Consider the following 22,691-nt stretch of genomic DNA (forward strand, 5'->3'; position numbering starts at 1 on the left):
GTCCTACGTGGCCGGCGTTGGAAACCGTTCAGAAAGTCTCCCAGTCGTCTTCCTGCGCACGTGCGCTGTCGCCGGCTGCCTTGGTCGGGGCATTGCCCAGCGCAGGCGCCTTGGCCGGCGCCGCAGGCTTGTCCGCCTTGCGCGGTGCAGGCACCGCAGAGCCGCCGCCCATGGAGGCCGGCTTGGGCGTGCGCTCTCCCGCAGGCACTGGTGCCGGCATGGACCTGCGCACCGCAGCTGAGGGCCCCGTCTCCTGCACCGCACCGGCGGGCAGCTTGAAGACCACCACCGCACTGACCAGATCCTGAGCCTGCTTGCGCAGCGCGCCGGCCGCCGCGGCGCTTTCCTCCACCAGGGCCGCATTCTGCTGGGTGGTCTGGTCCATCTGGGTCACGGCTTCGCCCACCTGGGCCACGCCCTGGCTCTGCTCGCTGCTGGCCGCGCTGATCTCGCCCATGATGTCCGTCACCCGGCGGATGGCCGAAACAATCTCGCCCATGGTGGCGCCGGCCTTGTCCACCAGCTGCGTGCCCTGCTCCACGCGTTCCACGCTGGTGGTGATCAGCCGCTTGATCTCCTTGGCCGCCTCGGCGCTGCGCTGGGCCAGGGTGCGCACCTCGCCGGCCACCACGGCAAAGCCGCGCCCCTGCTCGCCGGCGCGCGCCGCTTCGACGGCGGCATTCAGGGCCAGGATGTTGGTCTGGAAGGCGATGGAGTCAATGACGTTGATGATGTCGGCAATCTGATGGCTGCTGTGGTTGATGCCCTTCATGGTGTCCACCACCTGGGCCACGACGGCACCACCCTGCTCGGCCACCTGGGAGGCATTCACCGCAAGCTGGTTGGCCGCGCGCGCGTTGTCGGCGTTCTGGCGCACGGTGGAGCCGAGTTCCTCCATGGAGGCCGCGGTCTCCTCCAAGGCGCTGGCCTGCTCTTCCGTGCGGCTGGACAGGTCGGCATTGCCCGAGGCGATCTGGGCGCTGGCCGAAGCCACGCCTTCCGCATTCTGGCGCACGGTGCGTACCGTCTGCACCAGGCTGGAGCGCATGCGCTCCAGCGCCAGCAGCAGCTGGCCGGTCTCGTCACGGCGCTGCACATGGATCTCGCTGCTCAGATCGCCATCGGCCACATGGTCGGCTGCCCGAACCGCCTGGGCCAGGGGCCCGCGGATGCCGCGAACCAGCCAGACAGCGGCAATGACGGCCAGGGCAACCGCCAGCGCGGCGGCAACCGACTCGACCCACAGCGCACGGACATAGACCTGCTCGGAGCTGCGGGTTTCCTCCTTGGCCACATCGCTGTTGAGCTTGATGAGCTTGACCAGCGTGCTGGACGAGTCATTGAACAGCTTGAGCGATTCCCCGTTGAGCAGGGCGAGCGCCTTTTCCTTTTCCCCGGCACGCGAAAGCTCGAACAGCTTCTTGTTGATTGCCACATAGTTTTCGCGCTCTTGCAGAAACTGGTTGTAGAGCTGGCGTTCGGCTTCCGAGGAGATCAATGGCTCATAGACGCGCTTTTCTTCAGCCAGACGCACCTGCAGCTGGTCGTACTGCTTCTCCATGTCCGCCAGATAGGCGGCATCGGTGTTGTACACATGCCGCAATTCCGCCAGGCGGACACGCAGCAGCTCCGCATTGATGATGTTGATGATTTCCACGCTGGGCAATGCGTTGTCCGTAATGGTTTCGGAACTTTCCCGCATGGTTTTGAGCTGGAACACGGCAAGCGCCACCACGGAAAGCAGCAGCAAGACCAGTACCCCGAACGTGCCCGCGATGCGGGTCGATATCTTCATGTCTTTCATTGAGTCACTCCCAAGTTTTATCCGGTGCTGGTTTGCTTGACAGGGTGCCGGCAATGGATGGCTTCAGTTCCGGCGCCGGCCCCGTCTTGCCAGGGATTTCGGCTGCGCCGCGTATTCCTGTAGAGAAATTGGAAGCGAACAAAAGACCATGTTAACCAGGCATTTCCAGGGAAAAGCCGTCTGGCAGCAGAGCCTCTGGAAAGCCCTGATACGCCGGGGACAAGCGGAAAAAAGAAAAGCAAGCCGCGAGGGCTTGCTTCGGAAGGGTCGCCTGTGCGTGCCAGGCTGGAGCCGGTTTGCCGTTTGCGGCTCAGAACTGCTCCCAGTCGCTGCTTTCCTGCGCGGCCACCTTCACCGGCTCGGGCGCCGAGCGGCTCTTGCCGCCGGCCAGGGCGGGCGGGGATACGGGCTTTGAAGCAGCCACATGGCCGGCCTTTGCGGGCACGGCCGCGGCCCGGGAGGTCTGCTCCAGCGATGGCTGACGCGAGAAGGCCTGCGCCGGCGTGGACCCCTCGGACCCCTCCACCACGAAGACAGCCACCGAAGCCACCATGGCCTGTGCCTGGCGCTGCAGCGCATCGGCCGCTGCGGCGCTTTCCTCCACCAGGGCCGCATTCTGCTGGGTGGCCTGGTCCATCTGGGCCACGGCTTCGCCCACCTGGGCCACGCCCTGGCTCTGCTCGCTGCTGGCGGCACTGATCTCGCCCATGATGTCCGTCACCCGGCCGATGGCGCTGACGATCTCGGCCATGGTCTCGCCCGCCTTGTCCACCAGCCCGGTGCCCTGGTCCACGCGTTCCACGCTGGTGGTGATCAGGCCCTTGATCTCCTTGGCCGCCTCGGCGCTGCGCTGGGCCAGGGTACGCACCTCGGCAGCCACCACGGCAAAGCCGCGCCCCTGCTCGCCGGCGCGGGCCGCTTCGACGGCCGCATTCAGCGCCAGGATGTTGGTCTGGAAGGCGATCGAGTCGATCACGCCGATGATGTCGGCAATCTGGCGGCTGCTGTGGTTGATGCCCTTCATGGTGTCCACGACCTGCGCCACCACATCGCCGCCGCGTGCGGCCACCTCGGAAGCGTTGCGGGCCATCTGGTTGGCCGTCTGGGCGTTGTCGGCGTTCAGGCGCACGGTGGAGCCGAGCTGCTCCATGGAGGCTGCCGTCTGCTCCAGCGCGCTGGCCTGGCTTTCGGTACGTGCCGAAAGGTCGGCATTGCCCTGGGCGATTTCCCGCGAAGCCAGGGCCACGCCCTGCGCATTGGTCCGCACTTCCTGCACCACGGACGAGAGCTGGCGCCGCATGTCCTCGAGCGCATTGAGCAGCAGGCCGGTCTCGTCCCGCCGCTGGTTGCGGATGGGCTTTTGCAGCTGGCCTGCCGCCACGTCCTGCGCGACCTGCACCGCCTGGGCAATGGGCACCGTGACGGCCCGGGTCATGGCGATTCCGACCACGGCGGCCATTGCAATCACCAGGATCAGCGTGCCGCCGATCCAGTAATGCGCTCCGGCATAGGCCGACTTGCCGTCCTGCTCCACGCGGTCCGCAGCCGCCAGCTGCGCGTTCACCAGCTTGCCCGTGCTTTCGGCCAGGCGGCTGAAGGCGCTTTCGGATTCGCCCGCAAAGAACAGGCCCAGCTCGTCGGCCATGGCCGCCTGGTCCTCCACGGTGTTGTAGTTGCCGTCGCGCGCACGCGCCAGCAGCTGGCTGTGCAGCTTGAAGAACTCGGCCTTGTAGCGCTGGTAGTCCGCATAGGCGGCCTGCAGGGCCTCGCCGGCAATCAGCCGCTCCACGGTCTTTTCCTGCTCGGCAATGGTCTTCAGGCGCTCCTGGATCTGCTTTTCGTAGCCTTCGATCTCCACCAGCGCCCGGGCCGAGGCAATGCCGGCTTCGTGCCGGCGCAGGCGGTTGTATTCCGAACGCATGGACGCGGTGTTGTAGATGCTGGGCAGCGTCACCTCCGCCAGCGTCTCAGCCGTGTGCTGGATGCGCGTCAGCTGCATCCAGGCCACAAAACCCAGCAGGGCCGAGAGCAGCACGATGACCAGAAAGCTGATGCCCAGCCTGCTGCCTATGCGCCAGTTCGAAATCTTCCATTCCATGCTGTCTCCTCCTCGCTTGCCGCGTTTAACGCATATGCCGCACTGTGGCTGTCAGCTCCATCATCGGCATGGACATGCCGGTCATTGAGGCTTTTTTCGAGCACAAAAAAAACGCACCCTGCCGTGGCAAAGTGCGTTTCAAATTGTATCGCCTGCCTGCCGCATGCGTAGCCACGCGACAGCGGTGAAAGAGTTGTGACTGACGCCGATCAGCCTTTGTAGTTGGCGATGCCGTCGACCACTTCCTTCTTGGCCTCTTCCACGCCCTTCCAGCCCAGCACCTTGACCCACTTGCCCTTTTCCAGATCCTTGTAGTGCTCGAAGAAGTGAGCGATCTGCTTGAGCGTCAGCTCATGGATGTCGTCCAGCGTGTTGATCTTGTCGTAGGCCGGCAGCAGCTTCTGGGTGGGCACGGCCAGCACCTTGCCGTCCACGCCGGATTCGTCTTCCATCTCCAGGATGCCGATGGCACGGCAAGGCACGACCACGCCGCTGGGCAGGGGGAAGGGCGTCATGACCAGTACGTCCACCGGGTCGCCGTCGCCCGACAGCGTCTGGGGCACATAGCCGTAGTTCACCGGGTAATGCATGGCTGTGCCCAGGAAACGGTCCACGAACACGCAGCCGGACTCCTTGTCCACTTCGTACTTCACGGGAGCTGCATTGGCCGAGATCTCGATCACGACGTTGAAGGTTTCGGGAGCGTTCTTGCCAGGGGTAACTTTGTCGAGAGCCATGATGGTAGGAATGAGATAAATGGAAAAACCAGTCCGCGATTTTAGGCGCAGGACCCTAACGCCGGCATTACAGCCGCCAAGATGCGTCCGGTGGCGCCGGCTCTTTCATTCCCTCGCCTTCAGAAAAACCGCAGCAAAAACGCTTAAAACGCTTTCTGGTCCTGCGTTCTCAGCTATCAAACCGATATCTCAGGCAAGCTGCCGGCGCCGCACGGGGCCGCTGCGCTGCTCGATCTGCTCCTGCACCGGCTTGCGCAGGCCCAGCGCAAAGCCCAGCTCGGCCAGCACGAAGAGCGGGCCTATCACCAGACCCAGCACATCGTCGAAGAAGGCCGGCTTGCGCCCTTCGTAGTAGTGGCCTATGAACTGGATCACCCAGCCCACGGCAAACAGGCCCAGCCCCCAACCCAGCCAGGCCGGGGCAGCCTGTGCCGCAATCGGAGCCGCCAATGCCAGCATGGCCAGCTGCACCAGCGCCATGGCCAGTCCATAGCGCCAGTCCAGCAGGCAGTAATAGGCCGTGGCGGCCAGCGCCGCGAGCAGGGCCAAAGAGCAGGGAATGCCGGCCACGGCCCGATCCGCCAGTTGCACGCGCGACAGCAGGATGACCACGGCCAGCATGATCATGGGCACGCCCACGTAATGCGTGAGGATGTTGCGCGGGTCGCGGTGGTAGCCGGCGTACTGCGCCAATTGGTCGACTAGGGTTTTCATGCTTTTGTCTCCAGGAAGGCTTGTCTGACCATGGTGGTGCAGCCTGCAATGCTGCGTCTGTCATGCAACCGACACAACAGCTTCACAACATGCAGTCAACGGCCCTGGCCGGCGGCGCGGGATTGCCCTCGGCGCCGCGCCAGAGCCGTGCTTCCGTGAAAACCGACCCCTGGGCCATTGTGCAGACCGGTCGATGGTTCCAGGGCCTGCCGCCGGAGCTGGCCGGGCAGTTGCGCGCGCTGGCCCGCCCGCTCCATCTGGCGGCCGGCCAGTGGCTGTTTCGCCGCGGCGACCCGCCCTGCGGGCTCTATGCCGTGGCGCGCGGAGCGCTGACGATTTCCGGCACCGCAGCATTGGGCGAGCAGACCCGCACCGCCCTGCTGGCCCTGGTGGAAGCGCCGATGTGGCTGGGCGAGATCGCACTGTTCGACGAGGCGGCCCGCACCCATGACGCCTATGCCAGCACCGCCTGCCTGCTGCTGCATGTTCCCCACCAGCCGCTGCGCGATTGGCTGGCCGAGCACCCGCAGTACTGGCAGCATCTGGCCCTGCTGCTGACCGACAAGCTGCGCGCCAGCCTGATCGCACTGGAAGAGCAGACCGTGTTGCCCGCCCCCCAGCGCCTGGCCCACCGGCTCGTGCAGATGGCGCAAAGCTACGACCAGTGGACCGAAGGCCAGTGCTCGCGCCGGGAACTCGCGGTCTCGCAGGAGCAACTGGCCCGCATGCTGGGCCTGTCGCGCCAGACCACCAACCAGATCCTGCAGGAGCTGCAGCAGGCCGGCTGGCTTCAGCTGCGGCGCAGCAAGCTGGAAGTGCTGGACCTGGCCGGCCTGCGCACCGCCGCGCACCAGGGCCTGCCCGGCATTGCCACGCCGCGCAAGTCGTCTTGACGGCTGCGACCTGCCCGGCTGCAAGCCTGCGCTGGCCCAAGGCCCAGGATCAAAAGCCCGGGATAATTGGCGGCTCCGGCAGCAGGCCGCGCCACCGCGCGCCATGGCTTCACCTGTCAAAAAAGTGCTGGACAGGCCGCTGCGGGCTTTGACAATTCCAATCTGCAGCGCTTCCTGGCGCGCGCCCGTACAGGCTTTCGCCGCCCAGCGCCTTTGTACGCCCTGCGCTTTTCCGGGGCGCGCTGCAAGACATCAAACGACAACGGATACCCCATGCCCCTGACCCCCATCCCCAACCGCACGCCCCAGCACATGCGCGATGTGCGCTACCGCAGCTATGCACGAGAAGACGGGCTGTGGGACATAGAAGGCGAGCTCGTCGACCAGAAGACCCACGACATCGAGCTGCATGGCGGGCGCAAGGTGCCCGCGCACACGCCCATCCACCACATGTGGATACGCGCCACCGTGGATGCCAAGCTGGTGGTCCATGCCATCGAGGCGGTAATGGACAGCCATCCCCTGGAGCACTGCCCGCAGGCCACGCTGTCCATGCAGAAGATGGTGGGCTGCTGCATGGCGCGCGGATGGCGCAAGGCCATCAACGAAAACCTCGGCAGCGTGGCCGGCTGCACGCACATGCGCGAGCTGCTGTTCAACATGGCCACGGCCGCCTTCCAGTCCGTGCATGGCGCCTTTCAGTCCTCCGACCGCAGCGAGCCGCCCCGCCACCTGGGCCAATGCCTGGGCTGGGACTTCAACGGCCCGGGCGTTGCACGCTACTACCCGCAGTTCGCCGGCTGGCAGCCGCTGCAGCGCCAGCCCCTTCCCGCCGAAGCCCGCTCCGCGCAGCCGGCCGGCACGGAATGAAGGCTTAGAGCGCCAGGATCCGGTGCCTCGGCTCAAACCTGCCGCCTGCCCGGACAAAGGCATTGGGGCACAATCGGAAACATGGCAGAACGTGTGATTCCCCTGGTCGACGAGCGCGCCGCCTCGCGTGCGGCGGTCGTCCCTTCCCTCCTGCAGGCGCCCACGGGCCTGCTGCAGGACCGGTGGGGGCGTCCCTTGCACGACTTGCGCATCAGCGTCACCGACCGCTGCAACTTCCGCTGCAACTACTGCATGCCCAAGGAAGTCTTCGACAAGAACTACCAGTACCTGCCGCACAGCTCGCTGCTGAGCTTCGAAGAGATCACGCGCCTGGCGCGCCTGTTCGTCGCGCACGGCGTGCGCAAGATCCGCCTGACCGGCGGCGAGCCGCTGCTGCGCAAGCATGTGGAGCGCCTGGTGGAGCAACTGGCCCAGCTGCGCACGCCCGACGGCCAGCCGCTGGACCTGACGCTGACCACCAATGCCTCGCTGCTGGCCCGCAAGGCACGCGCGCTCAAGGACGCGGGCCTGAACCGCGTGACGGTCAGCCTCGACGGCCTGGACGATGCGGTGTTCCGCCGCATGAACGACGTAGACTTTCCCGTCTCCCAGGTTCTGGCCGGCATTGAGGCGGCCCAGGCCGCAGGGCTGGACAACCTCAAGGTCAACATGGTGGTCAAGCGCGGCACCAACGACGACCAGATCCTGCCCATGGCCCGCTATTTCCAGGGCACGGGCATTGCGCTGCGCTTCATCGAATACATGGACGTGGGAGCGACCAACGGCTGGCGCATGGACGAGGTGCTGCCGTCCGACGAACTCATCGCACGCCTGCGCACGCAGCTGCCGCTGGTGCCGCTGGAGGCCACGGCGCGCGGCGAGACCGCGGTGCGCTGGGGCTATGCCGATGCGCTGGGCCGGCACGACCCTTCGCTGGGCGAGATCGGTGTCATCAGCAGCGTGACCCACGCATTCTGCGGCGACTGCAACCGTGCGCGCCTGTCCACGGAAGGCCAGCTCTATCTGTGCCTGTTCGCCACCCAGGGCTGGGACCTGCGCAGCCTGCTGCGCAACGGCGCCAGCGACGAGGAGATTGCCGCAGCCATCGCCCCCATCTGGCAACAGCGCGACGACCGCTATTCCCAGCTGCGCAGCGAGCTGCCGCCCAGCCATGCGCCTTCGGCGCGGCGCATCGAGATGAGCTATATCGGCGGCTGAGCCTCGCCTGGCGCCCTCTTTTTCTCCATGCCCGCCCTGCCATCGCCCCAGGACATCACCGGCTGCGTGCTGGCCGGCGGCCGCGGCGCGCGCATGGGCGGAGTGGACAAGGGCCTGCAGCTTTTCCAGGGCCGGCCGCTGGTGGTCCATGCACTGGAGCGCCTCGCACCCCAGGTGGGCGGCCTGCTGATCAATGCCAACCGCCATGCCGACCGCTATGCCGAACTCGGCGCCCCCTGGAGCGCGGCCGTCTGGCCCGATGAAGAGCCGGGCTACCCCGGCCCCCTGGCGGGCTTTCTGAGCGGGCTGACGCACTGCCGTACCGACTGGCTGGCCTGCGTGCCCTGCGACACGCCGCTGTTCCCCCCGGATCTTGTGGCGCGCATGGCCCAGGCCGTGGAAGCAGCCCGGGGCGAGGCGGACATCGTGGTGGCCCATGGCCGGGAAATCTCGCCGTCCGCCCCGCCCGATGCCGTTGCCGAAATGCGTGCCCAGCCCGTGTTCTGCCTGCTGCGCGCTGCGCTCAGGAGCAGCCTGCAGGCCTTTGTGCGGGACGGTGGCCGCAAGATCGATGCCTGGACGGCAGGTCACCGCTGTGTGGCCGCACGCTTTGACCGGGCAGGCGAGCGCCATGCATTCGCCAACGCCAATACGCTGGACGAGCTGCATGATCTGGAGCGCCATGTGCGGCCTTGCGGCCAGGAACCGCTGCGTCCGTTGCTAGACTGAAGGGCTTTCCTGCCTCGGCCCCGCATCCGCATTCCTTCAGGAACGCGGATTGCCGCAACGAGGCGTCTGCCGAGCTTGCGCTGCAACATGCACGGCGGCCGCGCCACAAGCCGGCGGCCGGCCTGCATGCGGTTTGCGCAGCTGTCGACCTGATTCCTGTTTTGCCATGAATGCACCTTTTCAGCCCGCCGCCCAGCCCAATGCCCAGACCCTGACGACCGGGCAGGTGCTGCAACAGCTGTCTTCCATGCTCCAGACGCTGGGCCCGGTGACCGGAACCGAAACCCTGCCGCTGCTGGACGCGCTGGATCGCATTCTTGCCCAGGACGTGCTGTGCCCCGTCAACGTCCCGCCGCACGACAACAGCGCCATGGACGGCTATGCCTTCGATGGCGCGCTGCTGGCACGGCCACCCTGCGCGCAGGAGCTGCAGCTGCGCGTGGTAGGCACGGCCCTGGCGGGCAGGCCCTGGCAGGGCCGCCTGCAGGCCGGCGACTGCATCAAGATCATGACCGGCGCCGTCATGCCCGAGGGGCTGGACACCGTGGTGCCGCACGAGCAGGTCCGGATCGTGGACGATGAACATATCCGCTTTGCGGCCGCCCGCCTGCAGGCCGGCGACAACCGCCGGCTGTGCGGCGAGGACCTGCGCCAGGGCGCCGTGGCCCTGGCGCGCGGCCAGCGCCTGACGCCGGCTGCGCTGGGTCTGCTGGCCAGCCTGGGGCTGGTGCAGGTGAATGTGCGCCGCCGCCTGCGCGTGGCCTATTTCTCCACGGGCGATGAAATCCTGGCCCCGGGTGCCAGCCCGCGCGAAGGCGCCATCTACGACAGCAACCGCTTCAGCCTGCAGGGCCTGCTGCGCCGCATGGGCGCCCATGTGCTGGACCTTGGCGTGGTGGCCGACGAGCCCGCAGCGCTCGAAGAACGGCTGCGCGAGGCCTCGGCGCTGGCCGATGTGATCCTGACCAGCGGCGGCATCAGCGCCGGCGAGGCCGACCATACGCGCGCCATGCTGCAGCGCCTGGGGCCCGTGCAGTTCTGGCGCATTGCCATGCGGCCGGGCCGGCCGCTGGCCGTGGGCCTGCTGCAGCCCCGCACGCCTGCATTGCTGACCGAGAAAAATGCCTCCAGCGCTTTGCCGGCGGGCGCTGGCAGCTCTGCAAAACAGAGCAAGTCCCTGGTCACCAGCCATCCGGCCGTGCTGCTGGGCCTGCCCGGCAACCCCGTGGCCGCCATGGTGAGCTTTCTGATGTTCGTGCGCCCGGCCCTGCTGCAGCTCATGGGCAGCAGCGAAGCGGCGCCCGTGCCCCTGCAGGTGGCCGCGGCCGAGCCGCTGGCCAAGCGCCCGGGCCGCACCGAGTACCAGCGCGGCATCGTGGAACGGGGCGCCGACGGCCGCGCCACGGTGCGCACCACAGGCCCTCAGGGCTCGGGCGTGCTCAGCTCCATGGTTTCGGCCAACGCCATCATCGTGCTGGATGACGCGCAGGCCGATGTGCAGCCCGGCGAAATGGTGTCCGTGCTGCTGCTCGATGGATTGATCTGACCCGCCGGCCGCCACAGTTGCCGCCAGCGCCCATTCTTTAGGAGTCGAATATGCCTTTTCAAGCCCGTCATCTGGCCGCCGAACCCGAACGCACCGCCGTGGATGCGTTGCGCGGCGCCAGCCTGCTGGAGTTCGGCACGCCCTGGTGCGGCCATTGCCAGCGCGCCCAGCCGCTGATCGAGGCGGCCCTGGCTGCGCACCCCGGCGTGGAGCACATCAAGGTGGAGGACGGACCGGGCCGTCCGCTGGGCCGCAGCTACCGCGTCAAGCTCTGGCCCACGCTGGTCTTTCTGCGCGACGGCCAGGAAGTAGCCCGCCTGGTGCGCCCGCAGGCCGGGCAGGAGATTGCACAGGCTCTGGAAAAAATCAACACCCCCTGAGGCGCTTCGCGCCATCCCCAAGAGGGACGGCATCATCGCTGCGGGGCGGCGCGGCCGGCATAGGCACTTGCTCGGCGCCCCCGCGCTAGGGTCTGCCAATTTCAGGGCTGACTGCCAAACCCATCATCCTCCGCAGTCGGCAAGGACTAAAGCCGGCCCAGGGCCATCTCCACGCCCTTGTTGGCCAGGGCGTCGGCGCGCTCGTTGCCGGGGTCGCCCGCATGGCCCTTGACCCAGCGCCAATCGATGCGGTGGCCGCTGCCCTGCACCAGGGCATCGAGCTTTTGCCACAGCTCGACGTTCTTGACCGGCTCCTTCGAAGCCGTGACCCAGCCCTTGGCCTTCCAGCCGTGGATCCATTCGGTAATGCCCTTGCGCACGTACTGGCTGTCCAGGTACAGCACTACGTCGCACGGACGCTTGAGGGCCGCGAGCGCCTGGATGACGGCCATCAGCTCCATGCGGTTGTTCGTGGTGCCCAGCTCCCCGCCGAACAATTCCTTCTCGGCCGTACCGGCCCGCAATACCGCGCCCCAGCCCCCCGGGCCGGGATTGCCCTTGCAGGCACCATCGGTATAGATCACGACTTGATTCAATTTGCTTCCTTGTAAGAACTTGCGCCATGGAGGTTGCAGCGCCTCCATGCCGGGCGGCTACGCCGTTCACGCCGGGTTTTTCGCGTGGGGCGCCACACGGCCGGCCACCGGCACGGCGCCAGGCACGGGCCGGCTGCGCCAGGCGCTGCTTTCGATCAGGCGCATGCCCTGCACGCGCTTGACGGCAACCACACAGTATGCGCCGCCCAGCACCGGCCAGCAGCGGCGCCCCACCCGGTCCATGAACTCCCAGCGGCCCAGCCACTGCGCGCTTTGCGTGGCAGGACGATAACAGCCAAATTGCACGGCTTCGATCTCGAAGTCCAGCAGCCGCAGCCAGTCGCGCAGCCGCCAGTAGCCAATGCCCCAGCTCAGGTCGGGCAGATAGGCCGTGCCGCGCTCGGCGCGGCGCTGCAGGCCCAGCAGGCTGGCCGGATTGAGGCCGCAGACTACCAACCGCCCTTCGGGCACCAGCACGCGCGCGGCTTCACGCAGCGCGGCATGGGGGTCGGGCGAAGTCTCCAGCGTATGCGGCATCAGCACCAGGTCGAGGCTGGCCTCGGAAAAAGGCAGGGCCCGGGCATCGGCCACCAGAGCGGCCGGCACGGGCGAGAACTCCTGGGCCGGCCCGGCCGGTGGCGCCGCGGAGCCCGCGGCCGCGGATGGTGCAGCTTCCAGATCGGCGCAGTTGTCCAGTGCCAGCCAGCGATGCGGCATGCGGTTGGCACGCAGTCCCTGTAGCATGGGCAGGCCCAGCTGCACGCTGTGGTAGCCGAAAATATCGGCCACCGCCTCGTCGCAGCGTTGCTGCTCCCACTCCAGGAGATAGTGCCCCAGGGCAGAATCCGTCCAGTGATGCATCCCTATAATTTTGCAGCCCATGAACCTATTGCCCATTCCCGCATTTTCCGACAACTACATCTGGCTGCTCCATGACGGGCGCCAGGCCGTGGTTGTCGATCCTGGCGACGCAGAACCTGTGCTGCAGGTGCTGCGCCAGCGGGGTCTTGAACTGCAGGGCATTTTAGTCACCCACCACCATGCCGATCACACCGGCGGCGTGGCGGCTCTGCGCCAGGCCTGCCGGGCTCCGGTCTGGGGGCCGGCCCATGAGCAGCTTCCCGAACCCGTGCAGCGCGTGCAGGGCGGCGACGAGGTCCGGCTGCTGGGCGGCCCCTGGCAGGTGATTGACGTTCCGGGCCACACCAGCGGCCATATCGCCTATTACAGCACCCACGCGCTGGCGCAGCCTGTGCTGTTCTGCGGCGATACCCTGTTCTCGGGCGGCTGCGGGCGGCTGTTCGAGGGCACGCCCGCGCAGATGCAGGATTCGCTGGCCGCACTGGCCGCGCTGCCCGGCGACACGCAAGTGTGCTGTGCGCATGAATACACACTTTCTAACCTGCGATTTGCGCAGGCGGTTGAACCAAACAACGCCCAGCTTGCTCAGTACCTGGAGCACTGCCAGGCGCTGAGACAGGCCGGTCGGCCGACATTGCCCTCCACCATGCAGACCGAGCGCGAGATCAATCCCTTTCTGCGCACCCGGCAGGAGCAGGTGATTGCCGCGGCGGCCCGCTTCGACCCTCAGGTACAAACGCAAAGCCCGGCCAGCGTGCTGGCCGCCTTGCGCCAATGGAAAAACGTTTTTTGATGAAATTTCTACATTCCCTGTTGCTGGCATCCCTGCTCGTGCTTGCAGGTTGCGCCTCCACCAGCAACACCTCCGGCAATCTCGATGCCAAGTACCCCGACGGTCCCCTGACCCCTCTGAGCCGCGGCAAGATCAGCAGCTCCGAAGTCGCTTCGCTGGAAGCCACGGGCGACCTGTGGGTACGCATACGCCGCGGCTTTGCCATGCCCGACCTGGACCAGGACCTGGTGCGCGACCGCGAGCAGTGGTATGCGGCCCGGCCCGACTACATCCAGCGCATGACGGAACGCTCGAGCAAATACCTCTTCCACATCGTGGAGGAACTCGAACGCCGCGGCATGCCTACCGAACTGGCCCTGCTGCCCTTCATCGAAAGCGCGTTCAACCCGCAGGCCGTCTCCAGCGCCAAGGCCGCCGGCATGTGGCAGTTCATGCCGGCCACGGGCAACTACTTCGAGCTCAAGCAGAACGCCTTCCGCGACGACCGCCGCGATGTGCTGGCCTCCACGCGCGCGGCCCTGGACTATCTGCAAAAGCTCTACGACATGTTCGGCGACTGGCACCTGGCCCTGGCCGCCTACAACTGGGGCGAGGGCAGCGTGGGCCGGGCCATCAAGCGCAACGAGAAACTGGGCCTGCCCACCGGCTATACCGACCTGCAGATGCCGGCCGAAACCCGCATGTACGTGCCCAAGCTGCAGGCCGTGAAGAACATCGTGGCCCATCCCGAGAACTTCAACACCGAGCTGCCGGTGATCGAGAACCACCCCTACTTCCAGGCGGTGAGCATCACCCATGACATCGACGTGGAGCTGGTGGCCAAGCTGGCCGACGTGAGCGTCAAGGACTTCAAGGCCCTCAATCCCGGTTTCCACAAGCCGGTGATCTTCGCGGCCGGCACGCCGCAGATCCTGCTGCCCTGGGACAACGCCAAGATCTTCCGCCGCAACCTGCAGGCCTACAACGACGGCCAGTTCGCCAGCTGGACCGTGTGGACCGTGCCTTCGACCATCAGCGTGGCCGAGGCCGCCCAGCGCGTGGGCCTGGGCGAGGCCGATCTGCGCGCCATCAACAACATCCCGCCGCGCATGCTGATCAAGGCCGGCTCGGCGCTGATGGTGCCGCGCGGCGCCAATGTGCGGGCCGACGTGGCCGGCCATGTGGCCGACAACGGCCAGATCTCCTTCGCTCCAGAGATCGTCACCCGCCGCACCACGGTCAAGGCCCGCCGCCACGACACGCTGGTGAGCGTGGCCAGCCGCTACGGCGTGAGTGTCTCCAACTTGGCCGACTGGAACGACCTGAAATCCACGGCCACGCTCAAGGCCGGGCAGTCCCTGGTCGCCTACCTGCCCGTGCGCACCGGCGTGGCCCGCGCCTCCGCGCCGGCGGCGCATGCCGCCCGGGGCGGCCATGCCGTGGCCCGTGCGCCCGCCAAGGCCGCCGCGCAGCCGCAACCGCGCGGCGGCAAGAACGCACCGGCGCCGCGCGGCGGCCAGCCCTCCAAGGTCAAGCGCCGCTAAGCCTTTGCCGGCGTGCCGGCGGGGAGAAAGCGAAGCAAAAAAGGCCCGCGCATGCCATGGCGCGGGCCTTTCTCATTCAAACTCCATAGCATCTACCGCTACAGCTGCCTGCGTTTTATACACATATTCCCGCAAAGCCCTTTCTGCACCAGCGCTAGCAGCTATCAAAATGCAAAGGCTTCAGCGTCTGTCCACCAGCGCGTGGGCAATCGTGCCCAGGTCCACATATTCCAGCTCGCTGCCGATCGGCACGCCGCGCGCCAGCCGCGTGACCAGGATGCCGCGCGCCTTCAGCGCCTCTTGAATAGCATGGGCCGTGGCCTCGCCCTCGGCCGTGAAGCTGGTCGCGAGAATCACCTCCTGCACATGTCCGTCGCAGGCGCGTTCGAGCAGCTGCTTCATGCCGATCTCCTTGGGCCCCACGCCGTCCAGCGGCGACAGGCGTCCCATCAGCACGTAGTAATAGCCCTGGTAGGCACCGGTGCGCTCCATCGCGGCCAGATCGGCCGGCGCCTCCACCACGCAAAGCCGCGCCGCGTCGCGGCCCGCATCCTCGCAGATGGAACAGATGCGGCCTTCGGTAAAGGTGTGGCAGCGCTCGCAGTGGTGCACCGACTGCACGGCCGACTCCAGCGCCCGCGCCAGCTGCAGCGCCCCGCCCTGGTCGCGCTGCAGCAGATGGAAAGCCATGCGCTGCGCCGACTTGATGCCCACGCCCGGCAGGCGGCGCAATGCTTCGATCAAGGCATCCAGAGATTGCACGTCCGACACGGGCTTGTCCTTTCTCACTCACCAGAAAAAAAAGCGATCTGCCACTGCGCAGATCGCCTGTCTACTTTGCCGTGCGGCGCTGATGTCCACCCCGCACTCAAAGCGGTCGACACAAGCCAGCGAATCGCAGATTCGCGCTGGAGACGAGGCGCGTGACCGCAGACAGCACCAAAGGTGCGGCAAGGTCACGCAACGAAGTATCAAGGCTTGTGCTGGCCGCCGTTAAAAGGGGAACTTCATGCCGCCGGGCAGGCCAGGCATGCCGGCGGTGATCTTGCTCATCTTCTCGTTGGAGGTTTCCTCGGCCTTGCGCACGGCGGCGTTGAAGGCGGCGGCCACCAGATCCTCCAGCATGTCCTTGTCCTCGGCCAGCAGGCTGGGGTCGATGGTGATGCGCTTGACATCGTGCTTGCAGGTCATCACGACCTTGACCAGGCCCGCGCCGGACTCGCCCTCGACCTCGATGTTGCCCAGCTCTTCCTGCGCCTTCTTGAGGTTGTCCTGCATGGCCTGGGCTTGCTTCATCAAACCGGCGAGTTGTCCTTTGTTGAACATGTGAATTCCTTCTTCTTTCAGGGGGAAAAACGAAACGCCTTATTCAGGCTGGATGGATACAGGCTTGATGCTGCCCGGCACGATCTTCGCGCCATGCTCGCGCACCAGCTTCTGCACCAGGGGATTGCTTGTCACGATCTCTTCGGCAATGCGCTGGCGCATGTGGGCGATGACCGCCTGGCGACGCGCCGGCGTATCGGTCACGGCACCTTGCTCCACCTGCAATTGTCGCGCATGGCCGGCTGCCTCCAGCGCGGCGCGCAGGCGCTCGCGGGCACCGGCCTGGTTGAGCGAATTGGTCTCCACGCGCAGCGTCCACAGATCGCCGTTGCGGGCCACGAGCTGGGACTGCAGCGCCAGCTGGCGGCCCAGCGCCACGATGGCCTGCGCCTCGTCCAGCTGCTGCACCACGGCCTGCCAGACATCGCCGAGTTCCGTGCGCTCCACCTGGGGCACGGGCTGCACGGAGGCCGGCGCGGCCGGCTCTTGCGCATCGGCATGCATTGGCAAAGGCTGGGCATCCGCGGGCAGGCCCACATCCACATCGGCGTCATCGCTCCAGCGCCCCTCGTCGGCCCAGGCCTCGTCGGGCATGCCCGCCCAGGCGCCATCGCCAGGGCCCGGCTCTTCGGACTCTTCGGGCGCCTCTGCAGCCGAGTCTTCGGCTTGTGCCTCTGGCTGCTGCAGCACTGCAGCAACTTCGGCAGGCTGCTCCACATCGCAAGCCGATGCCGGCGCTGCCTCGGGCTTATCCAGCTGCGCATCCTGCTCGGGCTCTGCCAGCGAAACCACAACCTCCGCCACAGGCTCCGGTTGGGCGGCAGGCACAGCAGCCCTTGCAGGCACAGCTTCGGGGTAAGCCGATGCAATGCGGATTTCAGCCACCGGCGGCTGGGGTATGGCCGCCGCAGCGGACGCCGCCGGCCTGATCGCGGACACGGGAGGCACAGCCACGGGCGCCATTGCAGGAACAGCCGTGGGCGCCGGCGCGGGCACCGGCTCGGCCTCGACAGGCCTACTCAGCTGCGGAGTTTTTTTTTTCAGCCGTGCCGTCGGCGGCGGCTTGGGCGTCGGAAGGCTGCACGGAAGGCACGAAGTCCTGCGGCTTGAAGGCCAGCAGCCGCAGCAGCGCCATGGTCAGCGCTGCATATTCGTCGGGTGCGAGGCCCAGCTCGGTGCGGCCATGCAGGCAGATGCTGTAGAGCAGCTGCGTCTCGTCGCGCGGCATCCGCTGCGCCAGGCGCGCCACCTCGGCGGCTTCCGGATCGCTGGCATCCGGCGCCATGCCGGGCACGGCCTGCAGCACGGCCATGCGCTGCAGAACCGCACACATTTCCTCCAGGGTGGAGGCGGCCGACAGGCCGTTGTGGCGCAGCTGCTCCGCGGTCTCCACCACCGTGCGGCCGTCGCCCCCCCGCCAGCGCATCGATCAGCCTGAACACATGGCTGCGGTCCACGCTGCCCAGCATCTGGCGCACCGCTGCTTCCTGCAGCTGGCCGCTGCCGAACGCAATCGCCTGGTCGGTCAGGCTCAGCGCATCGCGCATGGAGCCGCGCGCGGCGCGCGACAGCAGGCGCAGCGCCTGGGACTCGGCAGGCACGTTTTCCCTGGCCAGCACCTGGGTCAAATGCTCGAGCACGGTCTCGGGCGCCATGGGCCGCAGGTTGAACTGCAGGCAACGCGAAAGCACGGTGACCGGCACCTTCTGCGGATCCGTCGTGGCCAGCACGAACTTCAGGTATTCGGGCGGCTCTTCCAGCGTCTTGAGCATGGCGTTGAATGCCGTGTTCGTGAGCATGTGCACTTCGTCGATCATGAAGACCTTGAAGCGCCCCTGCACCGGCTTGTACACCGCCTGCTCCAGCAGGCTCTGCACCTCGTCCACGCCGCGGTTGGAGGCCGCGTCGAGTTCGGTGTAGTCCGGAAATCGTCCGCTATCGATTTCAGTGCAGGCTGCGCAGATCCCGCAAGGCGTGGCGGTGATTCCACCATTGCCATCGGCGCCCTGGCAATTGAGCGACTTGGCCAGGATGCGCGACACCGTGGTCTTGCCCACGCCGCGCGTTCCCGTGAACAGGTAGGCGTGGTGCAGGCGCTGCTGCGTGAGCGCATTGGTCAGGGCCTGCACGACGTGCTCCTGCCCCACCATTTCGGAGAAGGTATGGGGCCGGTATTTGCGAGCGAGCACTAAATAAGACATAGACGCCGATTCTACGAGGCCGGGCCCATGTCCCTGCCGGTGGATGCGCCAGTTCCCCAACTTTCATGCCGCCGGTCGCCGGGGCGGCCCTCAGATTGCCTTTATAATCGGCACTGACGGGCCTCCTCGCATGGGGAAGCGGCCAACCGGGTCAGGTGGGGAACCAAGCAGCCCTAACTGTGAAACCAGTGCCGAGGTAAGGCTCGTCAACCTCATTTCCAAGAGTTCTTTTGAATCAAGAACTTGAGTCCTAGCAAGGGCTTAGACCTCCTCAACTGTGTCCTTCTGCTGTGTCCCTTCCATCTAAATCTAGACTAGGAAACGACATGGCAAGAGGAGCAGTAGGTCTCTTCCAGAGGGGCTCCATCTGGTGGCTTCGCGCAGACATTCCCAAGGACCTCCAGAGCACCTACGGCACTGACCGCATCCGTGAGAGCCTTAAGACCTCCGACCGCCAAGAAGCAATCCTCAAGGCCAACCGCCGGCGCACCGAATGGCTGGAGGAGTGGGAGACCAAGCGTAAGGCCCTCAATCCCCAGGCCCTGGAGGTCATCACTCCGGAGCTGGCACAGGTCCTGGCTGATGGAGCCCGCAAGAGAGTCCTCCAGGAAGACCAAAGCCGAAGGGAAGGGAATGACCCCATCTTCAATGCTCTATCCCAGGCAGCCCAATCCCGACTCCCCTTCATGCCAAACCCGGATGGCTCCGTTACCCTGCCCAAGAGGGACCCTCTGGATGGGCGTACAGAGTGGGAGACAATCGGCCTAGAGGTACTGAACGGCAGGCAGTCTCAGGAGACCGCTCAGGACCTAGCACGGATGAATCTCCGGTCTGTCCTACCACTCCTCCAGGCTGATGCTCTGGCCATGGGCTTCACCGTAACCAGGGAGACCGGAGGCCTGAAGGAGGCCCTCTATGCCTACCTAGCAGCCCACCGCAGAGGCTGGCAGGAAGCCACCCAGAGGGATGCTGGAGAGCTTATTGAGACGGATAGCACCCCACCCCTCACCTTTACACCAAAGGGCTCCACAGGGGCTCTAGCGGCCTCCTTGTGCCAGCAAGCTGCCAGAGGGAGCACAGAGACCACTCTCATGGAGGTCTATGGCCGCTGGTTGAAGATCAAGACCCGAACCAAGTCCACAGAGCAGGCATACAAGCTGGCGGTAGAGTGGTGCGAGGAACATCTAGGCAAGCCCCTGTATGTCAAACGAATGGACAGAGACCAAGGGGACTCCTTCCGGTCATGGCTACAGGAACCAGATAGAGGCATCAGCAAGAAGACCGCTCGGGACCGACTCACTGCCATCAAGTCTTTGCTGGTCTATGCCTACAGGGACCTAGGACTGATCGACAAACAGCCCTGGGAGGGTCTGGACATTAAGGCCCCCAAGACTCCCACCCGCAGGAGCTGGAAGGAGGAGGAGCTACAGCGGCTATTCGGTCAACCCCTATTCCAGACCTATGACACCCCCAAGGGCTCCAAGGGCGGCAGCGATGCAGCCTACTGGATTCCCCTTCTGGGGCTGTACACCGGAGCCCGCATAGGGGAGCTGGCGCAGCTACGGACCACAGACATCACAGATGAGGATGGGACCCCAGTCCTACGCATCACCGATGAGGATGGGAAGCGGCTAAAGACAGATGCATCCCGGAGGTCAATCCCGATTCATCCTGAGCTGATCCGCCTGGGTCTGCTGGAGTATGCCGAGGCCGTCCGTAAGGCAGGCCACGAGAGCCTATGGCCTATCCTGGGGATGCATCCAGAGAGACCAGGACTCAACATCTCCAATTGGTTCGGTCAGTACCGAAGGGGCATCGGTCTCACCGAAAAGTATCCAGACTTCCACTCCTTCAGGCATCTGGTCAGGACTCGTATGTCCAAAGGCAAGATACCGGAGAAGGTGCAGGATGCCATCACAGGCCACGAGACCCAGGGCAGCACAGGGACACGGGTCTATCAAGGGATTGATCTGGAGGACCGCCTAGAAGCCATTCAAAGCCTTTCCTACAGCTCCATTAGCCTCCCGAGGGTCTACACAGGGCCACGCATGGATAAGGCATCCAGGGGCCGACAGAAGGGCTACAAGGTCAAGACCAAAAGCTAGAGACCAACAGAGCCCCAATGAGTACCGATAGAGGGGGCTCGCAGTGTTGTATAGACCACACACAAGCACTATCCAAGAAGACCAAAATGTGGTATATACCCCCCTAAGGTACTCCTATTGGCTCTCCAATGGGTCTGGATTCTCCTCTGGTGATGGTCATCTCCGTATGGTCATCTCTCTCTGTAGGGCTCCTATGGACTCCATTGGGTCTCTGTAGGTTTCTCCTCTGGACTACGGGCTCCCAAGGACTGACTAGCTTCATCTGATGATGGTCATTCTCTACAGGGACTCCGGTGCCTTGGGCTCCTCTGGAAGGGTCTCACGCCTACCAATGGTGTGGGTTAATCGGCAGCCCACAGGAAGCCCTCAGGAGCGCCAATAGCCTTGCATACAGGCAACCCCTCCAGCCAGACCCCAGAGCCTCACAGGGAGCCCCTGGAGGCCTCTAGTAGAGCAGTTTAGATCGCCTCTAGATTACCCTGCCTGATCCGCATAACGGTCTGCCGACTGGTCCCCATAGCCCTAGCGATTGCAGCTACAGCCTCACCAGCAGCAAGCCTCCTGAGGACCTCCTGAGTCTCCTCATCGCTCAAGCTCTTCGGTCTCCCTAGGCTCTTGCCCTCAGCCTTCGCCCGCGAGAGCCCCGCCTGAGTCCTCTCGATGAGCAGGTCTCTCTCAAACTCAGCTACGGCGGCAATGACACCCATGGTCATCCTGCCTGCCGGGCTCGTGAGGTCCATCCCACCAAGGGCTAGGCAATAGACCCTGACGCCCTCAGCAGCAAGGGCATCTACCGTGGTCCGCACATCCGTGGCATTCCGCCCCAGTCGATCCAGCTTGGTCACGACCACTACATCCCCAGCCTCCAGCTTGGCAACCAGGGAGGCCCATCCAGGGCGCTCAGAGGCCGCTACAGAGCCGCTAACGGTCTCAGTGATGGCTCGCCTAGGGGAGACCTCAAAGCCCGCCCCAGCTATCTCCTGTAGCTGATTGGAGGTAGTCTGGTCTGAGGTAGAGACACGGCAGTAAGCAAAGACTCTAGGGCTGGCGCTGGTGGACATCTGACAAGGGCTCCTCAAGACTGTACGGAAACAATGTACGGAATATACATCATGTCCACAACCCTGTCACCCTATCTTTTGGACATCCTTCAGACCCATGTCCGTAAACGGTCCTTTTTGATCATGCTGCGCTTCCTTGCACCTGCTTAAGGCTGGAGCGCAGTCGCGCCAACTCATCAGGCGCCCCTTGGACATGCTCAGAAAGCCAGTCCCTTGGCGAGCCCATGCCCTGACACCCCAATATCGCTAACAGAATCCTTTCGATCCAGACTTGCAAATGGTCACTTGCTACTGACTGTACCTTTTTCAATACATCCGTCATCCCATGGCCATGTGCTATCCGATTTCTAATCTCATCCAAACCATCCTTATTCTCAGAAGTAATCGGCCACAAGCCCGAAACTCGCGGAGAAAAAGCCTCGATTAAACACCCCATCTTTTTATCAACTTTCCATACATCAGGAAACCACGCCCTAGCCAATCCCTCTACTGCAGAGAACATCCTTAAGAACGCCCCTTCGCTAGAGGAGATTACAAATGGATTTATCGAAAATATTGCAAGACGCACAGCATCCTGCTGGCGCACCGTAAAACTCTTCCATTGTGTGGATGCCGTCAAGAAAAAATCTTCAAGCTGACCTTCATCTACAAGAGGCCCACAAGCTCCCTCTTCTGTTGTTGAGCGCTGGCGATTTAGAGGTTGAAACCACTCTTCCAAGTGCCCCTTCTTAACCATGGAAGTCATAACATGCAGTGCAGTCAAATGGCGTGCAGCTAAAGATAGAAAAGCACAGGCATCCCTACCAATCTGCTGAATTTCCTCTAGTTGCCCCCACTTAAATAATTCACTGTTTTTTATTACCAATGCTGGAAAACTACCAGCGACTAAGCGCCCCCAATTCGCATCAGACCAACGCCAGTGCCTTTCCAAACTCAACTCAACAATCCCAACAGAACAAAGCATCGACAGATTTTTTACATGAAACAAACCCGCCTCTCTGTTCCCAAGAAAATCCATTTTCGGAGTAGCCTTAGGAGTACCGTAATTCAGATCGCTTAGGAAGAATGCGATATGGGTACAGACCTCATTTGATAACACATCATCTTCGCCACTGCTGTGAATCGCACCGGGTTTTGAGGAGGCCGATTGGTTTAAGTTGACACCTCTGCCGAGGTGTCGCTGACGGCTAGTTGCCTCCAGTAGTTTGCCTCAGCTTCTGCCGGAGGGATGCCCCC

19 protein-coding genes, 1 other RNA gene and 1 pseudogene are annotated in these 22,691 nt (G+C 64.7%); 10 read left to right on the forward strand and 11 right to left on the reverse strand.

What is annotated here, in order from left to right; translation table 11 throughout:
* Positions 1–28 precede the first annotated feature (28 nt).
* The 4 genes from V8Z74_RS20975 to V8Z74_RS20990 form a co-directional block, all read right to left on the reverse strand.
* Positions 29–1,804: a methyl-accepting chemotaxis protein gene (locus tag V8Z74_RS20975; protein WP_349711014.1), complete on the reverse strand. Its 1,776-nt coding sequence runs from the start codon at positions 1,802–1,804 to the stop codon at positions 29–31.
* A 310-nt stretch (positions 1,805–2,114) separates the two neighbouring features.
* Positions 2,115–3,902 carry a methyl-accepting chemotaxis protein gene (locus tag V8Z74_RS20980; protein ID WP_349711015.1) on the reverse strand — a complete coding sequence of 596 codons (1,788 nt, stop codon included), beginning with the start codon at positions 3,900–3,902 and terminating at the stop codon, positions 2,115–2,117.
* A 209-nt stretch (positions 3,903–4,111) separates the two neighbouring features.
* Positions 4,112–4,639 (reverse strand): inorganic diphosphatase, encoded by a 528-nt coding sequence (gene ppa / locus V8Z74_RS20985; RefSeq protein WP_349711016.1) that lies wholly within the window; start codon positions 4,637–4,639, stop codon positions 4,112–4,114.
* A gap of 189 nt (positions 4,640–4,828) precedes the next feature.
* On the reverse strand, positions 4,829–5,353 hold the full coding sequence (locus V8Z74_RS20990) for an Mpo1 family 2-hydroxy fatty acid dioxygenase (RefSeq protein ID WP_349711017.1): 525 nt from the start codon (positions 5,351–5,353) through the stop codon (positions 4,829–4,831).
* Between the two features lie 89 nt (positions 5,354–5,442).
* On the opposite strand from V8Z74_RS20990, the gene V8Z74_RS20995 reads away from it, so the two are divergent.
* From V8Z74_RS20995 to V8Z74_RS21020, 6 genes are all read left to right on the forward strand, one after another.
* On the forward strand, positions 5,443–6,246 hold the full coding sequence (locus tag V8Z74_RS20995) for a Crp/Fnr family transcriptional regulator (RefSeq protein WP_174522940.1): 804 nt from the start codon (positions 5,443–5,445) through the stop codon (positions 6,244–6,246).
* Positions 6,247–6,519: 273 nt separating this feature from the next.
* Positions 6,520–7,116 carry a DUF2889 domain-containing protein gene (locus V8Z74_RS21000; RefSeq protein WP_349711019.1) on the forward strand — a complete coding sequence of 199 codons (597 nt, stop codon included), beginning with the start codon at positions 6,520–6,522 and terminating at the stop codon, positions 7,114–7,116.
* A gap of 81 nt (positions 7,117–7,197) precedes the next feature.
* Positions 7,198–8,334 carry a GTP 3',8-cyclase MoaA gene (moaA, locus tag V8Z74_RS21005; RefSeq protein WP_066480425.1) on the forward strand — a complete coding sequence of 379 codons (1,137 nt, stop codon included), beginning with the start codon at positions 7,198–7,200 and terminating at the stop codon, positions 8,332–8,334.
* Between the two features lie 27 nt (positions 8,335–8,361).
* Positions 8,362–9,063 (forward strand): molybdenum cofactor guanylyltransferase MobA, encoded by a 702-nt coding sequence (mobA, locus tag V8Z74_RS21010; protein ID WP_349711020.1) that lies wholly within the window; start codon positions 8,362–8,364, stop codon positions 9,061–9,063.
* A 166-nt stretch (positions 9,064–9,229) separates the two neighbouring features.
* On the forward strand, positions 9,230–10,609 hold the full coding sequence (moeA, locus tag V8Z74_RS21015; protein ID WP_349711021.1) for a molybdopterin molybdotransferase MoeA: 1,380 nt from the start codon (positions 9,230–9,232) through the stop codon (positions 10,607–10,609).
* A gap of 50 nt (positions 10,610–10,659) precedes the next feature.
* On the forward strand, positions 10,660–10,989 hold the full coding sequence (locus tag V8Z74_RS21020; protein WP_066480417.1) for a thioredoxin family protein: 330 nt from the start codon (positions 10,660–10,662) through the stop codon (positions 10,987–10,989).
* Positions 10,990–11,135: 146 nt separating this feature from the next.
* Here V8Z74_RS21020 and rnhA read toward each other — a convergent pair whose 3' ends face one another.
* Together rnhA and V8Z74_RS21030 are read right to left on the reverse strand one after the other, a co-directional pair.
* On the reverse strand, positions 11,136–11,585 hold the full coding sequence (gene rnhA / locus V8Z74_RS21025) for a ribonuclease HI (RefSeq protein WP_066480413.1): 450 nt from the start codon (positions 11,583–11,585) through the stop codon (positions 11,136–11,138).
* 66 nt (positions 11,586–11,651) lie between these two features.
* Positions 11,652–12,446: a class I SAM-dependent methyltransferase gene (locus V8Z74_RS21030; RefSeq protein WP_349711023.1), complete on the reverse strand. Its 795-nt coding sequence runs from the start codon at positions 12,444–12,446 to the stop codon at positions 11,652–11,654.
* Between the two features lie 19 nt (positions 12,447–12,465).
* Here V8Z74_RS21030 and gloB point away from each other — a divergent pair, with 19 nt between their 5' ends.
* Together gloB and V8Z74_RS21040 are read left to right on the forward strand one after the other, a co-directional pair.
* Entirely contained in the window at positions 12,466–13,239 is a 774-nt protein-coding gene (gene gloB / locus V8Z74_RS21035; protein WP_349711024.1) for a hydroxyacylglutathione hydrolase, read from the forward strand.
* The gene (locus V8Z74_RS21040; RefSeq protein WP_349711025.1) at positions 13,239–14,762 is read left to right on the forward strand and encodes a transglycosylase SLT domain-containing protein; all 1,524 of its coding nucleotides are present in this window, start codon (positions 13,239–13,241) and stop codon (positions 14,760–14,762) included. The genes gloB and V8Z74_RS21040 overlap by 1 nt, the downstream gene beginning before the upstream one ends.
* 180 nt (positions 14,763–14,942) lie before the next feature.
* On the opposite strand, the gene recR is transcribed toward V8Z74_RS21040, so the two are convergent.
* From recR to dnaX, 3 genes and pseudogenes are all read right to left on the reverse strand, one after another.
* Positions 14,943–15,533 carry a recombination mediator RecR gene (gene recR, locus V8Z74_RS21045; RefSeq protein WP_349711026.1) on the reverse strand — a complete coding sequence of 197 codons (591 nt, stop codon included), beginning with the start codon at positions 15,531–15,533 and terminating at the stop codon, positions 14,943–14,945.
* Between the two features lie 222 nt (positions 15,534–15,755).
* Complete coding sequence (locus V8Z74_RS21050; protein WP_066480407.1) at positions 15,756–16,088, reverse strand: YbaB/EbfC family nucleoid-associated protein; 333 nt, start codon at positions 16,086–16,088, stop codon at positions 15,756–15,758.
* A gap of 39 nt (positions 16,089–16,127) precedes the next feature.
* Positions 16,128–18,289, reverse strand: a pseudogene (gene dnaX, locus V8Z74_RS21055) (DNA polymerase III subunit gamma/tau).
* Positions 18,290–18,404: 115 nt separating this feature from the next.
* On the opposite strand from dnaX, the gene ffs reads away from it, so the two are divergent.
* Both ffs and V8Z74_RS21065 read left to right on the forward strand, forming a co-directional pair.
* An RNA gene (ffs, locus tag V8Z74_RS21060) (signal recognition particle sRNA small type) lies at positions 18,405–18,500 on the forward strand.
* Positions 18,501–18,615: 115 nt separating this feature from the next.
* Positions 18,616–20,394 carry a DUF6538 domain-containing protein gene (locus tag V8Z74_RS21065; RefSeq protein ID WP_349711028.1) on the forward strand — a complete coding sequence of 593 codons (1,779 nt, stop codon included), beginning with the start codon at positions 18,616–18,618 and terminating at the stop codon, positions 20,392–20,394.
* 458 nt (positions 20,395–20,852) lie between these two features.
* On the opposite strand, the gene V8Z74_RS21070 is transcribed toward V8Z74_RS21065, so the two are convergent.
* Positions 20,853–21,455 (reverse strand): recombinase family protein, encoded by a 603-nt coding sequence (locus V8Z74_RS21070; protein WP_349711030.1) that lies wholly within the window; start codon positions 21,453–21,455, stop codon positions 20,853–20,855.
* 121 nt (positions 21,456–21,576) lie between these two features.
* Positions 21,577–22,473 carry a hypothetical protein gene (locus V8Z74_RS21075; RefSeq protein ID WP_349711031.1) on the reverse strand — a complete coding sequence of 299 codons (897 nt, stop codon included), beginning with the start codon at positions 22,471–22,473 and terminating at the stop codon, positions 21,577–21,579.
* Between the last annotated feature and the right edge of the window lie 218 nt (positions 22,474–22,691).

It is taken from the genome of Comamonas sp. w2-DMI (assembly GCF_040187735.1).
Classification (GTDB): Bacteria; Pseudomonadota; Gammaproteobacteria; order Burkholderiales; family Burkholderiaceae_C; genus Comamonas; species Comamonas terrae.

Bases quoted from the DNA above. Each gene is read 5' to 3' on its own strand.
- V8Z74_RS20975 (WP_349711014.1), bottom strand. From the start codon at position 1,804: ATGAAAGACATGAAGATATCGACCCGCATCGCGGGCACGTTCGGGGTA.
- V8Z74_RS20980 (WP_349711015.1), bottom strand. From the start codon at position 3,902: ATGGAATGGAAGATTTCGAACTGGCGCATAGGCAGCAGGCTGGGCATC.
- ppa (WP_349711016.1), bottom strand. From the start codon at position 4,639: ATGGCTCTCGACAAAGTTACCCCTGGCAAGAACGCTCCCGAAACCTTC.
- V8Z74_RS20990 (WP_349711017.1), bottom strand. From the start codon at position 5,353: ATGAAAACCCTAGTCGACCAATTGGCGCAGTACGCCGGCTACCACCGC.
- V8Z74_RS20995 (WP_174522940.1), top strand. From the start codon at position 5,443: ATGCAGTCAACGGCCCTGGCCGGCGGCGCGGGATTGCCCTCGGCGCCG.
- V8Z74_RS21000 (WP_349711019.1), top strand. From the start codon at position 6,520: ATGCCCCTGACCCCCATCCCCAACCGCACGCCCCAGCACATGCGCGAT.
- moaA (WP_066480425.1), top strand. From the start codon at position 7,198: ATGGCAGAACGTGTGATTCCCCTGGTCGACGAGCGCGCCGCCTCGCGT.
- mobA (WP_349711020.1), top strand. From the start codon at position 8,362: ATGCCCGCCCTGCCATCGCCCCAGGACATCACCGGCTGCGTGCTGGCC.
- moeA (WP_349711021.1), top strand. From the start codon at position 9,230: ATGAATGCACCTTTTCAGCCCGCCGCCCAGCCCAATGCCCAGACCCTG.
- V8Z74_RS21020 (WP_066480417.1), top strand. From the start codon at position 10,660: ATGCCTTTTCAAGCCCGTCATCTGGCCGCCGAACCCGAACGCACCGCC.
- V8Z74_RS21030 (WP_349711023.1), bottom strand. From the start codon at position 12,446: ATGCATCACTGGACGGATTCTGCCCTGGGGCACTATCTCCTGGAGTGG.
- gloB (WP_349711024.1), top strand. From the start codon at position 12,466: ATGAACCTATTGCCCATTCCCGCATTTTCCGACAACTACATCTGGCTG.
- V8Z74_RS21040 (WP_349711025.1), top strand. From the start codon at position 13,239: ATGAAATTTCTACATTCCCTGTTGCTGGCATCCCTGCTCGTGCTTGCA.
- V8Z74_RS21050 (WP_066480407.1), bottom strand. From the start codon at position 16,088: ATGTTCAACAAAGGACAACTCGCCGGTTTGATGAAGCAAGCCCAGGCC.
- V8Z74_RS21065 (WP_349711028.1), top strand. From the start codon at position 18,616: ATGGCAAGAGGAGCAGTAGGTCTCTTCCAGAGGGGCTCCATCTGGTGG.
- V8Z74_RS21070 (WP_349711030.1), bottom strand. From the start codon at position 21,455: ATGTCCACCAGCGCCAGCCCTAGAGTCTTTGCTTACTGCCGTGTCTCT.
- V8Z74_RS21075 (WP_349711031.1), bottom strand. From the start codon at position 22,473: ATGGATTTTCTTGGGAACAGAGAGGCGGGTTTGTTTCATGTAAAAAAT.